General features: G+C 59.3%; 15 protein-coding genes. 4 read left to right on the forward strand and 11 right to left on the reverse strand.

Features of this window, described 5'->3' with window-relative positions; genetic code table 11:
* Nucleotides 1-10 precede the first annotated feature (10 nt).
* The 4 genes from QA646_RS07680 to rpsD form a co-directional block, all read right to left on the reverse strand.
* Complete coding sequence (locus tag QA646_RS07680) at nt 11-772, reverse strand: Fic family protein (RefSeq protein ID WP_283058454.1); 762 nt, start codon at nt 770-772, stop codon at nt 11-13.
* A gap of 73 nt (nt 773-845) precedes the next feature.
* Nucleotides 846-1,721, reverse strand: a complete 876-nt coding sequence (gene ttcA, locus QA646_RS07685) for a tRNA 2-thiocytidine(32) synthetase TtcA (RefSeq protein WP_283058455.1) — start codon at nt 1,719-1,721, stop codon at nt 846-848.
* A 60-nt stretch (nt 1,722-1,781) separates the two neighbouring features.
* The gene (locus QA646_RS07690) at nt 1,782-2,711 is read right to left on the reverse strand and encodes a glutaminase (RefSeq protein ID WP_283058456.1); all 930 of its coding nucleotides are present in this window, start codon (nt 2,709-2,711) and stop codon (nt 1,782-1,784) included.
* Nucleotides 2,712-2,782: 71 nt separating this feature from the next.
* A complete protein-coding gene (gene rpsD, locus QA646_RS07695) occupies nt 2,783-3,400 on the reverse strand; it encodes a 30S ribosomal protein S4 (RefSeq protein WP_283058457.1) in 618 nt (205 codons plus the stop codon).
* 285 nt (nt 3,401-3,685) lie between these two features.
* Here rpsD and QA646_RS07700 point away from each other — a divergent pair, with 285 nt between their 5' ends.
* A complete protein-coding gene (locus tag QA646_RS07700; RefSeq protein ID WP_283058458.1) occupies nt 3,686-3,913 on the forward strand; it encodes a CopG family transcriptional regulator in 228 nt (75 codons plus the stop codon).
* On the forward strand, nt 3,910-4,350 hold the full coding sequence (locus tag QA646_RS07705) for a TA system VapC family ribonuclease toxin (protein WP_283058459.1): 441 nt from the start codon (nt 3,910-3,912) through the stop codon (nt 4,348-4,350). Before QA646_RS07700 ends, QA646_RS07705 begins: the two co-directional genes overlap by 4 nt.
* A 6-nt stretch (nt 4,351-4,356) precedes the next feature.
* Here the strand turns inward: QA646_RS07705 and QA646_RS07710 are convergent, their stop codons facing one another.
* From QA646_RS07710 to QA646_RS07735, 6 genes are all read right to left on the reverse strand, one after another.
* Nucleotides 4,357-5,874, reverse strand: coding sequence for an ATP-binding protein (locus QA646_RS07710; RefSeq protein ID WP_283058460.1), 1,518 nt, complete (start codon nt 5,872-5,874; stop codon nt 4,357-4,359).
* A 128-nt stretch (nt 5,875-6,002) separates the two neighbouring features.
* On the reverse strand, nt 6,003-7,148 hold the full coding sequence (locus QA646_RS07715; protein ID WP_283058462.1) for an alpha-hydroxy acid oxidase: 1,146 nt from the start codon (nt 7,146-7,148) through the stop codon (nt 6,003-6,005).
* An 88-nt stretch (nt 7,149-7,236) separates the two neighbouring features.
* Nucleotides 7,237-7,701 carry a GNAT family N-acetyltransferase gene (locus QA646_RS07720; RefSeq protein ID WP_283058463.1) on the reverse strand — a complete coding sequence of 155 codons (465 nt, stop codon included), beginning with the start codon at nt 7,699-7,701 and terminating at the stop codon, nt 7,237-7,239.
* 2 nt (nt 7,702-7,703) lie between these two features.
* Nucleotides 7,704-8,504 carry a glutamate racemase gene (gene murI / locus QA646_RS07725; protein WP_283058464.1) on the reverse strand — a complete coding sequence of 267 codons (801 nt, stop codon included), beginning with the start codon at nt 8,502-8,504 and terminating at the stop codon, nt 7,704-7,706.
* Nucleotides 8,485-9,327 (reverse strand): RNA methyltransferase, encoded by an 843-nt coding sequence (locus QA646_RS07730; protein ID WP_283058466.1) that lies wholly within the window; start codon nt 9,325-9,327, stop codon nt 8,485-8,487. The genes murI and QA646_RS07730 overlap by 20 nt, the downstream gene beginning before the upstream one ends.
* 170 nt (nt 9,328-9,497) lie before the next feature.
* Nucleotides 9,498-10,085: a hypothetical protein gene (locus QA646_RS07735; RefSeq protein ID WP_283058467.1), complete on the reverse strand. Its 588-nt coding sequence runs from the start codon at nt 10,083-10,085 to the stop codon at nt 9,498-9,500.
* A 238-nt stretch (nt 10,086-10,323) separates the two neighbouring features.
* Between QA646_RS07735 and QA646_RS07740 the strand changes: the two genes are divergently transcribed.
* Both QA646_RS07740 and QA646_RS07745 read left to right on the forward strand, forming a co-directional pair.
* Nucleotides 10,324-11,538 carry an NADP-dependent isocitrate dehydrogenase gene (locus QA646_RS07740; RefSeq protein ID WP_283058468.1) on the forward strand — a complete coding sequence of 405 codons (1,215 nt, stop codon included), beginning with the start codon at nt 10,324-10,326 and terminating at the stop codon, nt 11,536-11,538.
* Between the two features lie 120 nt (nt 11,539-11,658).
* The gene (locus QA646_RS07745; RefSeq protein WP_283058469.1) at nt 11,659-12,285 is read left to right on the forward strand and encodes a glutathione S-transferase family protein; all 627 of its coding nucleotides are present in this window, start codon (nt 11,659-11,661) and stop codon (nt 12,283-12,285) included.
* 46 nt (nt 12,286-12,331) lie between these two features.
* Here QA646_RS07745 and QA646_RS07750 read toward each other — a convergent pair whose 3' ends face one another.
* The gene (locus QA646_RS07750; RefSeq protein ID WP_283058471.1) at nt 12,332-13,183 is read right to left on the reverse strand and encodes an AraC family transcriptional regulator; all 852 of its coding nucleotides are present in this window, start codon (nt 13,181-13,183) and stop codon (nt 12,332-12,334) included.
* Nucleotides 13,184-13,234 lie beyond the last annotated feature (51 nt).

The raw sequence follows: 13,234 nt of genomic DNA on the forward strand, positions 1-13,234 counted from the left end.
TAGCAACGACCTAAGGCCGCGCCTGCCGCGCTGCGTTTATATATAGATCCAAGGTCTTATCCAGCCGCCGATACATCATATCATCAAAGGCCTCATGTCCGCCGCCCCGTTGCTCCTCTTCCAGAGCAGCAATATAGGCAGCGCGGTCTTCCGGTCGGATCGCTATGGGTGGATACCCTGCTCTCAGCAACACCAAATTCATTAGCAGACGTGCCGTACGACCGTTTCCGTCGTTAAAGGGATGGATGTGGACCAATTGCCGATGTGCTCTGAACGCTGTTTCCGGCGAATTCTCCGCCTGTCCGAGCCAGCGGCAGAAATCGCCCATCAATGCCACAACTTCAACCGGTGATGGAAAATGATTCGCGCCGGCATCCGTGTTGACGTAACGGGCACGATCCGCATAGCGGCCGGCAATCTCGGGCTTTGATTGTGCGACCACCAGATAGTGAAGATTGCGTATGTCTGCCTCGGTGATCGGTCCGCTGCTGTCAGCGGAGATCTCCACCACCCAATCCAATGCCCGCGCGTGGTCGATGGCCTCCAGATGATCCTTGAGTGGCTTGCCGCCGACCGTAATGCCCTTTTCAATGACGAGCGCGGTCTCGCCCGCAGTCAGCGTGTTTCCTTCGATCGCATTCGATGTGTAGGTGATATCGATCCGCTGCGCATGTTCCAAACCGTCCAATCCGCCCGCGACCATATCTCGCTTGAGCCGATCAAGCTCATGCTTTTTGGCGAGAAGTTGCTCCGCATCTTGGGAAGACGTCATGACTGCCAGCTTTCGAATTTCGACGATCCGATTGTAGGTTAGACGGAAAAAGCGCCGAGAACCATTGCGTTCTCTATTCCGGCTTCGCCGTCATCAGCGCCGCAAAATCAAACAGCTTGGGATCGAGCAGATGCGAGGGGTTCACATGCGCCAGTGCCCGCAGCATCGTGTCCTTGCGGCCGGGCATGCGGCGTTCAATATCGGCCAGCATGTCCTTCATCGCATTGCGTTGCAGACCGTCCTGCGAACCGCAGAGATCGCAGGGGATGATCGGAAACTGCATGGCAGCAGCAAATTTGGCGAGATCGTCTTCGGCGGCATAGGCGAGCGGGCGCAGCACCATGAGGTCGCCCTCGTCGTTCAGGAGCTTCGCCGGCATCGAGGCCAGCCGGCCGCCGTGGAAGAAGTTCATGAAGAAGGTTTCGAGGATATCCTCGCGATGATGACCGAGCACCAGGGCGTCGCAGCCCTCTTCACGCGCGATGCGATAGAGATTGCCGCGGCGCAGGCGTGAACAGAGCGAGCAATAGGTGGCGCCCTCCGGCACCTTTTCCTTCACGATCGAATAGGTGTCGCGATATTCGATCCGGTGTTCGACACCGATCTTCGTGAGATATTCGGGCAATATGTGCTTCGGGAAATTCGGCTGTCCCTGATCGAGATTGCAGGCGATCAGCTCGACCGGCAGCAGACCGCGCCATTTGAGATCGAGCAGGATCGACAGCAACCCATAGGAATCCTTGCCGCCGGACAGACCGACCAGCCAACGCTTCTGACCCTTCAGCATCTGGAAATCGTCGAGCGCCTGGCGCACCTGACGCAGCAGACGCTTGCGCAGCTTGTTGAAGGAGACCGATCGCGGCGCATCCGCAAACAGCGGATGGGCGCTGCCGCTGCCATCCTCGGCTTCGGTATCGAACTCATCCGCCACTGTCGTTGCGATATTCATCTTGTCATCCCTCGGGCTTCGCCACGCTGATACCAGAAAGCGCGGCGGGAAGACACCATATCAATCACCGAAGACCGACCATCCGGTACGTCCGGCGAGCATTTCCAGCGCCACTGCCCCGAGCTGCGAATTGCCGACCTTGTTCAGCCCCGGCGACCAGACCGCGATCGAGCCGATACCCGGCGCCACCGCGAGAATGCCGCCGCCGACGCCGCTCTTGCCGGGCAAGCCGACATGATAGGCGAAATCGCCGGACCCGTCATAGTGACCGCAGGTCAACATCAGCGCATTGATGCGTCGCGCCCGCTTCGGCGAGACAACAGAATGGCCGGTGATCGGATTGGTGCCGCGAGCCGCGAGATAAAGCCCAGCCTTGGCCAATTGCTCACAACTCATCGACAGCGCGCATTGATGGAAATAGACACCGAGCACGTGCTCAACGGGATGATCGAGATTGCCGTAGGCGCGCATGAAATTGGCAAGCGCGATGTTGCGATAACCCGTCTGCGTCTCCGAGCGCGCCACCTTGTCGTCAATGGTGATCGACTCGTCGTCGGCGACATAGCGCACGAAACGCAACAACTCGCCGATCGCTTCCCGCGGCGCATAACCGGAAAGCACGACGTCGCTGACAGCGATCGCCCCGGCATTGATGAAGGGATTGCGCGGAATCCCTTCCTCGCGCTCGAGCTGGACGATGGAATTGAAAGCCGTGCCGGAAGGTTCGCGCCCGACGCGCTTCCACAGGCCTTCACCCACCTTGCCGAGCGCAAGGGTCAGCATAAAGACCTTCGATATACTCTGGATGGAAAACGGAATATCGGCGTCACCGACACTGCGGACATTGCCGTCCACCGTCGCGATCGCCATGCCGAACTGGTTCGGATCGACCTTTGCGAGCTCCGGAATATAGTCTGCAACCTTGCCTTCGCCGAGGCGCGGCAAAAGCTCCGCATGGATGCTGTCGAGAATTGCCTGCAAGTCGCTCATCGGCCGCTCCAAAGACAAAAAAGCCGCTCGAAAAAGAGCGGCTTTTGTATTCGTAAGAAGATATCCGCCTATTAACGCGAATAGAATTCGACGACCAGATGCGGTTCCATGACGACCGGATACGGTACGTCGCCGAGGGCCGGAACGCGGGCGAAGGTCGCAACCATCTTGTTGTGGTCGACTTCGACGTAGTCCGGAACGTCGCGTTCAGCGAGAGAAACCGATTCCAGAACGGTGACGAGCTGCTTGGACTTTTCGCGAACTTCGATGACGTCGCCAGCCTTGCAGCGGTACGAACCGATGTTGACGCGAACGCCGTTAACAGTGACGTGGCCATGGTTGACGAACTGACGGGCAGCGAAAACGGTCGGAACGAACTTGGCGCGATAGACGATCGCGTCGAGGCGCGATTCCAGCAGGCCGATCAGGTTTTCCGAAGTGTCGCCCTTGCGGCGGTTGGCTTCGTCGAAGATGGCACGGAACTGCTTTTCACGCAGGTCGCCATAGTAGCCCTTCAGCTTCTGCTTGGCGCGGAGCTGCACGCCGAAGTCGGAGAGCTTGCCCTTGCGGCGCTGGCCGTGCTGGCCCGGGCCGTATTCGCGGCGGTTAACCGGAGACTTCGGACGGCCCCAGATGTTTTCGCCCATACGGCGATCAATTTTGTACTTGGACGATTCGCGCTTGCTCATCGCATTTCCTTTCAAAGTGTTGTAGCGGCCCGTTGCCGAACCGCGAAGGAAACACGCCCTCCTCTGAACCCCTTTTGCGAGCTCTGACAGACTTCTCACGTTAGCGAACGGATGAAGCCACGGGACATGTCAAATGAAACACCGGACATTTCTGCCCGGCGTTGGCGCGGTCTCTAAGGGGTCGTCATGAAAATGTCAACAGCCAGCCAATCGGCGTCATTGAGATATAGCAAGAAATTGCTATATGTGATGCATGATGATTGATGCGAGCATCAAGAGGCAGTGATGCGAACGACCTTGGCGATCGACGATGACGTGCTTGCTGCAGCGAAAGCTATGGCGGAACAACAGCGCCGCAGCGTTGGCGATGTAATTTCAGATTTGGCCCGCCGCTCTCTCAGCCGCCCTCAGATGGGAGCGGAACGAAACGGCATTCCTCTATTGGTCCCGAAATCAAGCACCCCTCCCATCACGCTCGAAATCGTCAATAAACTTCGTGATGAACTCCCGTGACTTTCCTGCTTGATGTCAATGTTCTGATCGCCTTGTTCGATCCGGCGCACGTCTCTCATGATATTGCGCATAACTGGTTTAGCTCGACCGGCAATCAAAGCTGGGCGACATGTCCGTTGACAGAAAACGGCGTCATTCGAATTCTCGGCCAATCCTCCTACCCCAATTCCCCCGGTCCGCCGTCGACGGTTGTACCTTTGATTGAAGAACTTCGACGCTTGCCGGGTCACGAGTTTTGGGCCGATGACATAAGTTTGACGGATGCGAGTCTGATCGATCCTGCGCGACTTCTGACGCCCGGACAAGTCACGGACAGCTATCTATTGGCTCTTGCGAAATTCCGCCGTGGCAAGCTTGCCACTCTTGATCGCCGGTTGTCGACAGCGGCAGTGAAAGACGGGCGTGCCGCGCTTCATATCATCGGCAGCGCCACCTGATCTTAGCTATTCCGCCGCCGCCTGCTCTCCGCCTTCAACGTCAGGCGCATTGGCATCACCCGGCGCAGTCTGACAACCAATGTCCGGGAATGCGACGATGCGCTTGCCGGAGAAATCGGTATGGACGACGACGCTGCCCTGTTCTTCGAAATAGCTGAGCAGACGCCGGGCGCGGCGGGCGGAATGGGTGCCGTAGGCACGGGCTATGCGGGCATCGGAAGGGCATGGCTCGCCACAGACGGCTGCCTTGGCGAGCAGGAGAAACACGCCTTGCAGATCGTCGGTGACACCGGAAGAGAGCGACAGAGCCGTCGCCCAGGCGCCCGTCGCCATGACAGCTTCATCGGCACCGGAGCGTACGATCGCGACGCGGCGGCGAAACTCCGGCAGCGATATCGGCACACCAGGCACGCGACGCATACGCAGCCGTACGAGGAATTCCTGATAAAGCACCGAATCCGTGCGGAAGGCGGAGGCTGGATCATCGAGGATTTCCGAGAGTACGGCACTCACCCTCGCCTCGCGCTCCTCAGCCGACAATTCCGGCTGGCTGGCCTTCGGTTCCGCTGGCGCAGCACTAGCAGCAGGCGCGGAGCGGGAGAGTTCCGCCAGGATATCCGTCGTCGGACGCGGCGCAGGCGTTGTGCGGCGAACCGCGGGCCGCGTGAACTCCTCCGGGTCCGGTGTGAAGATCAAATCCTCCACGTCCTGCGGCGCATCAGGCAGCGGCATCAGCTTGGGGCTGGAGGAGCGCGCTGAGGTTTCGACCGTGCCGATGGTGATCGGCAGCGGCCGGCGCGATAGAGCCGGACCGAGCGCTACGAAATTGCCCCGCTTCAGGTCGCGGAACATTTCCGCCTGTCGCCGATCCATGCCCAGCAGGTCGGCGGTGCGGGCCATGTCGATATCGAGGAAGGTGCGGCCCATCAGGAAATTCGAAGCTTCAGCGGCAACGTTCTTGGCGAGCTTGGCCAGGCGCTGTGTGGCGATGACACCGGCAAGCCCGCGCTTACGGCCGCGGCACATCAGGTTGGTCATGGCGCCGAGCGACATCTTGCGCGCATCTTCCGAGACGTCACCACCAACCGAGGGGGCAAACATCTGCGCCTCGTCGACGACGACGAGCACCGGATACCAATATTCGCGATCAGCATCGAACATGCCATTGAGGAAGGCGGCGGCGGCCCGCATCTGCTGCTCGATATCGAGCCCTTCCAGCGTCAGCACACAGGAGACACGATGCTGGCGGATGCGGTTGGCGATCCCGGCAAGTTCAGTCTCAGTACGCTCGCCATCCACCACCACATGGCCGAACTTGTCGGCGAGCGTGACGAAATCCCCCTCTGGATCGATGATGACCTGCTGCACCCATTGCGCCGATTGCTCCAGCAGACGCCGCAGCAGATGCGATTTTCCGGAACCGGAATTGCCCTGCACGAGGAGACGCGTTGCCAGCAGTTCCTCGATATCGAGTTGGGCGCTGGTCCCGCCGGACGCCGTTCCCATGTCGATGCCGACCTGCAATGCACTACCCCTTTGACAAGACTCAGATGTGAAGGCGCCCATCTTTCAGAAACGGGGCGCCTCCGTCTATCAAAGATTTCCAAGCTGCGCGCCCGTGGATTGAAAAAACCCACAGGCGATTGCTGATGTCAGCGGAACCGAATATTGGCCCGCGACAGTTCGCTGACTGAGGTGCAACCCATCAGCTTCATGTCGCGCTCGATCTCGGTGCGCAAATGCCGCAGCGCGCGCTCCACACCTGCCTGCCCGGCAGCGGCCAGCGGATAGAGATAGAAACGGCCGATACCGACGGCCTTGGCGCCGAGCGACAGGGCTTTCAAGACATGCGTGCCGCGTTGGATGCCACCGTCCATCATCACATCGATGCGGTCGCCGACGGCATCGGCGATCTCCGCCAGTTGATCGAAGGCGGAGCGCGAGCCGTCCAATTGCCGGCCGCCATGGTTCGAAAGCACGATGCCCGTGCATCCGATATCAACCGCCCGCTTGGCATCCTCGACCGACATGATGCCCTTCAGGCAGAACTGTCCGTTCCAATGCTTCACCATTTCAGCGACATCGTTCCAGTTCATCGACGGATCGAGCATCTCGGTGAAATATTTGCCGATCGACATGGCGCCGCCGCTCATGTCCACATGTTCATCCAGCTGCGGCAGGCGGAATTTCTCGTGTGTAAGGTAGTTCAACGCCCAGGCCGGCTTGATGGCGAACTGGGTGACGCCGGCCAGATTGAGCTTGAACGGAATAGAGAATCCGGTGCGAAGATCGCGCTCGCGATTGCCGCCGGTAATGCTGTCCACCGTCAACATCATCACGTTGACGCCGGCTTCCTTCGCCCGCTCCATCATCGCCCGGTTCAGCCCACGATCCCTGTGGAAATAGAATTGATAGACCTGCGGGCCTGGATATTTCTTGCGGATTTCCTCGAGGCTGACGGTACCGAGCGACGAGACGCCGAACATGGTGCCAAGCGAGGAGGCTGCGGCTGCAACCGCATTCTCGCCCTCATGATGGAACAGCCGCTGCAGCGCCGTCGGCGAACAATAGAAGGGGGTGGCGAGCTTTTGTCCCATGACGGTGACGGACATGTCGATCTCGCTGACGCCGCGCAGGACATTGGGAACGAGATCACAGCTTTCGAAGCTCGACGTGTTTCGCCGCAGCGTCACTTCGTCGTCGGCCGCGCCGTCGATATAGTTGAAGATCGGGCCTGGAAGACGCTTTTTCGCAAGGAGGCGAAAATCATGGAAGTTGTGGCAGTCACGCAGACGCATGGCTTGCCTCGACAACGACACTGCAATCATGTTCACAAGACATCAAATATCGATCTCCCAATATCCCGCCGCCCGATCCGATCGTGAATTACAGCCGGTGCAAGCGTGCTTCCCATTTGTAAAGCACATCCGGCTCCTTTTCCTCATTGCCTGCTCCGTCAGACTCGTCAACCGCGAAGAAGCCGTGTTTCTCATAAAAGCGGCGCGCCGGCTCATTTCTCTGGAATGTCGAGAGCGAAAGCACCGGATAGGTCGATTTGGCAATATCGAGCAGACGGCTGCCGATGCCGCGCCCTTGCGCCTCCGGCAGAATGTAGAGCTGGTCGATCCAATCTTCGAGAAAAGCGATGACGCCGACCAAGCGACCGCCCTCTTCCGCGCCCCAGATCTGGCAATCCTTGAAAACCACCGCGCTCCAGAAGCCGATATCCTCTTCCGGCGTATGAAGCCCGGCAAGCGTCGGCAGCCGCTCGTTGAAGGAAGCGCGATGGACGGCAGCAGCAGCCGGCATGTCCGCGAGATTGAGTTTACGCAACGAAACCTTGTCAGTCATCATCAAGCCTTGAGCCCAAAGCCCTGCATCAGCCGGCGGGTGGGGAAATCCGGCGTCCCGGAGGTGAACACGGCGAAATCGAAAGTGTCTGAGTGAACGGCATCGGCCACCTGCGGCACCAGGCTGCGGGCGCGGCGCGCGATCGCTTCCGCAGGATCGAGCCAATCGACCGGCCAAGGAGCCAGCCGACGGAAAATGTTGGCCATGAAAGGATAGTGCGTGCAGGCGAGCACGACGATATCGGTCTTGCGCCCTTCCTTCTCGACGAAACACTGATCGATCTCGGAGACTACGGCATCGTCCGAGACGGTATCGCCTCGAATATAGGCTTCTGCCATGCGCGCCAAATTTTCCGAGCCGACGAGCCGCACATGGCATTGCGTGGCAAAGGACTGGATGAGATCGCGCGTATAGGCGCGCTTGACCGTGCCTGGCGTCGCCAGAACGGAAACCAGCCCCGAGCGCGTGCGCTCCGCAGCCGGTTTGATCGCTGGCACAGTGCCGACGAACGTCATCTGCGGAAAGGCGGCGCGCAAATCGGCGCCCGCGAGCGTGAACGCCGTATTGCAGGCGATGATGCAGACCTCCGGATCGTGGCCCGTGAGCAGTTTGGCGAAGAGATCGACGATGCGCTCCCGCAAAGCCTGCTCCTCCCAGCCGCCATAGGGGAAGCCGGCATCATCGGCGACATAGATGAAACCACGCTCTGGCATCAGCACACGCGCTTCCCGCAGCACGGTCAGCCCGCCGATGCCCGAGTCGAAGACCAGAATGGGTTTCAGCTCATTCGCCGTTGCTGTCATCGCTTGTGATTTCCTTGCGTGCGGCAGGGGTTCGGGGATGCGAGCCGCTGCCGCGCGGGGACTTGCGCGAGAAGCGGTCGAGGGACGAGATCACCCCGCGTAGGACGCTGATTTCCTGTTCCGTAAACGCCCGGCGCGAGAGGACCGCGCGCAGATTGTCGACCATTTTCGGCTTTTTCCCGGCGGGGTGGAAATAATTGCGCGCATCCAACGCTTCTTCGAGCTGATCGAAGAGACCAAAGAGCTGCTCCTTGGTGGAAGGCCGCTGTTCCACCGCCTGGAAGGGCACGGCCGCGAGATCCTCCATGCCGGATTTCATCCACTCGTAGGACATCAGCAACACCGCCTGGGCGATGTTCAACGAGGCGAAGGCCGGGTTGACGGGAAAGGTTACGATCTCGTCGGCGAGCGCGACTTCTTCGTTCGTCAGCCCCCAGCGCTCGCGGCCGAAGAGAATGCCGGTGCCCTCGCCGGCCATGAATCTCGCCCGCAGCGTTTCGGCGGCGGCGACCGGAGAACGCACGGGCTTATAGCCATCGCGTTCACGTGCGGTCGTTGCGTAGACGAAGTTGAGATCGGCGATCGCCTGCTCCAGCGTGTCGTAGACCTTCGTTGCCGCGATGATGTGATCGGCCTTGGAGGCGGTTGCCTGCGCCCTCTCATTCGGCCAGCCGTCGCGTGGATTGACAAGACGTAGCTCCGCCAGGCCGAAATTTGCCATGGCGCGGGCCACCATGCCGATATTCTCGCCCATCTGTGGCTCGACCAGAATGATGGCCGGCCCTTCGGCCAGAAGTTGACGCTCGCTGTTGGTACCTGCCATGAACTCAAATCCCCAGGCGGTAAATATACCGCGCAAATAAGGGCTCGGAATAACGGCGCGGGCCTCAATCGGCAAGCAAGAAGTCGGTTATCGGCGTCGATTGGGCCGTGGCGGTGGTCGGCAACGCCGCCATCGTCCGGCGAGATAAAGGCCTGCCGCCCATGAACGGATCACTTCGGCTGGTCCTGCTGTGGCGTCTGATCCGATGGCTGCTGTTGCTGCTGCTTTACAATGTCCTGCATCACCGATTTCAGCGTATTGGACTGGCCTGCATCATTGACCGTGATGATGTCGTCGATGACGGGCTTTCCGGCCTCCTGGATGACTTCGAAGCGCACGGTAGTCGTTTTCTGATAGTCGGCGTCGGTGCCCATGCAGACAGATTTTTTGAAGGTGGCGATCACCTCCGTCGTGGCACCTTTCGGCGCCTGCGGCGCGATGTTCACCTCCTGCAATGGGCATGCATCCTGTTCACCGACGATGACATCGTAGTCGAAGGGCGAAATGCCATCTTCATCCGCAGCGGGGAACTGCGCCGCTGCCTGGTATTTCGCAATGAAATCCTTGCTGTAGAGGTCCTTCAGCTTGCTTTCGTCGAAAATATCCTGCCAGTCGCTGTCACCACCCGCCCAATTCGACACGGTCGCATCCATCACCGTCTTGACGGGCGTGGTCACGTCGGCCGCCGCGGCCGGATTGGCGCCTAGCGAGAGCGGAAGCAGGGTGGCGAGAAGCGCGGCAGCGGCAATTTTTTGCATGATAAAAATCCGTGATGATCGGCAAAGCGTTCGCGCGAACATTAGTCGCATCCACCGCTTTGGCAATGGGCTGAGCTTGAAAAGCATGTGCGTCGCGATGAGGTGGAGGCGATCGGCAAAAACGCCGTTTCGGCGCTTCTATCGGCTTTGCGTTCGGGACTTGCGGTGCTATAGCCCTCCGGACTTCATATCATTCACAGGGGCATCCGGTCCCCATCAGCTTAAACGAGGCAGAAGCATGAAGAAGATCAAGGTCGCTAACCCTGTTGCCGATCTCGATGGCGACGAAATGACTCGCATCATCTGGCAGCTTATCAAAGAAAAACTGATCTTCCCCTACCTCGATATCGATATCGACTATTACGACCTCTCGGTCGAAAACCGCGACGCCACCAACGACCAGGTGACCGTCGACGCCGCCAACGCCATCAAGAAGTACGGCGTCGGCATCAAGTGCGCCACGATCACCCCGGACGAAGCCCGTGTGAAGGAATTCAACCTTAAGGAAATGTGGAAAAGCCCGAACGGCACGATCCGCAACATCCTCGGCGGCGTCATCTTCCGCGAGCCGATCATCTGCAAGAACGTTCCGCGCCTCGTTCCGGGCTGGACGCAGCCGATCGTCGTCGGTCGTCACGCTTTCGGCGACCAGTACCGCGCAACCGACTTCAAGTTTCCCGGCAAGGGCAAGCTGACCATCAAGTTCGTCGGCGAAGACGGTCAGGTCATCGAGAAGGAAGTCTTCAACGCTCCGGGCGCCGGCGTCGCGATGGCGATGTACAACCTCGACGAATCGATCCGCGAATTCGCCCGCGCCTCGATGATGTACGGCCTGATGCGCAAGTGGCCGGTCTATCTGTCGACCAAGAACACCATCCTCAAGGCCTATGACGGCCGCTTCAAGGACATCTTCGAAGAGGTCTACCAGAACGAGTTCAAGGCTCAGTTCGACGAAGCCGGCATCACCTACGAACACCGCCTGATCGACGACATGGTCGCCTCGGCGCTCAAGTGGTCCGGCGGCTACGTTTGGGCCTGCAAGAACTACGACGGCGATGTTCAGTCCGATACGGTTGCTCAGGGCTTCGGCTCGCTCGGCCTGATGACCTCGGTTCTCTTGACCCCGGACGGCAAGACGGTCGAAGCCGAAGCCGCACATGGCACGGTGACCCGTCACTATCGCCAGCACCAGAAGGGCCAGGAAACCTCGACGAACTCGATCGCTTCGATCTTCGCCTGGACCCGCGGCCTCGCACATCGCGCCAAGCTCGACGACAATGCCGAACTCGCCAAGTTCGCTTCGACGCTCGAAAAGGTCTGCGTCGATACCGTCGAAGCCGGTTACATGACCAAGGATCTGGCGCTGCTGATCGGCCCCGACCAGCCATGGCTCTCCACCACCGCTTTCCTCGACAAGATCGACGAGAACCTCAAGAAGGCCATGGCTGCTTAAGCCTCGGCACCATTAAGCTTCCAGGAAACCCGGCCTCAGTGCCGGGTTTTCTTTTGCCGGAAAATCTTGCTGTCACGCTTGGCTGATGGCAGAAATGTCGGAAGAAATGAGGAGGAGCATATGACCGAGGAACTCGTTTTCTACACCAACCCGATGTCGCGCGGGCGCATTGCCCGCTGGATGCTGGAAGAGATCGGCCAGCCCTATCGCACCGAATATCTGGAATTCGGGACGACGATGAAAGCGCCGGATTATCTCTCGGTCAATCCCATGGGCAAGGTGCCGACCGTCAAGCATGGTGACACCATCGTCACCGAATGCGCCGCTATCTGCGCTTACCTGGCCGAGGCCTTTCCACAGGCCGATCTTGCGCCGACGGCTGCAGAACGCGGCCGCTATTTCCGCTGGATGTTCTTTGCCGCAGGCCCGATGGAAATGGCCGTTGTCAATCGTGCGCTGGGCTTCGAAATCCCTCCGGAACGCCTGCGCATGGCGGGATGCGGCAGTTTCGGCAATGTCATGGATACGCTGGAACAGGCGGTCACCGCGTCACCCTATATCGCCGGCGACCGCTTCACGGCCGCCGACGTCTATGTCGGTTCGCATGTCGGTTGGGGCCTCAACTTCGGCACCATCGAGAAGCGCCCGGCTTTCATCGATTATTGGGGCCGCGTTAGCGACCGCGACGCCTATAGACGTGGCAACGAATTGGACAACGCGGCAATGCCAAAGCAAGCGAATGCTTGAAAAGACAATTGGCTAGAGAAAGTCTCTTAAGTGAAACATCATGCCGCTATTGCAGCGGCATGTGAATTTCCGTCAGCAATTCCGTCGGCGGCACGTCGCGAGGATTGTTGAGATATTCCTCGAACATCACGGCATCGCGCAGTTGCCGGCCGGAAGCAGGCAGCCATTCCGCATAGAGCCATTGATAGGCCTTGTACATATCGGAATAGGGACCTTTGTGCCGTAGCACAGCATATTCTCCGCCATCGATTGTCCGCCGCTCCAACGGCGCATCGGCGGCAATCTCATTGCCGGCACTGACGCAGGCATAGGAGCGCAACTTGTCTAAATCCACGACATCGGGGTCATCCAGATAGACGCCGATCATGCGCATATCGGGCTTGGCAAGGCCGCGGGCGTAGATGGTGCCGAAGAGTGTTTCGAAAGCTTGGCCGATCTGCATGTAGGAGCCGCGATGGGCGACACCGATCAGTGATATCGGAGAAATGGTGCGAAGCGTAACGTCGAACATGACCGAGATCCTTCCTTGGGTGCTGGGTTCGAAGATCGTGTGGCTTCCCTCATTCCGATATCGCGCCGGCGGCATGCCGTAGACGGATTTGAAGATGCGGTTGAACGATTGGAGGTTGGGATAGCCCGACCGTTTTGCAATGTCGTTGACGGACAGACGGGTATTGACGAGATCGCCGGCGGCACGATGCAGCCGCAGCCGCTTGACCGTGGCAGCCGCCGTCTCGCCATAGATCGCCCGATAGATCCTGTGCCAGTGATAGCTGGACATACAGGCGATCTCGGCGAGCTTTTCCATATCGAGCTCTTCGTCCAGATGCTCATGGATATAGGCAGAAACCCGCCGCAGACGGGTTTCATAAAGCGCCCATGCCGTTTCGCCGTTCATGTCAAACCCTTGCAAATCGATCGGTCCGACAAGAGCATAACCCGATTTGAC

It is taken from the genome of Rhizobium sp. CB3090, assembly GCF_029714285.1.
In the GTDB taxonomy this organism is placed as follows: Bacteria; Pseudomonadota; Alphaproteobacteria; order Rhizobiales; family Rhizobiaceae; genus Rhizobium.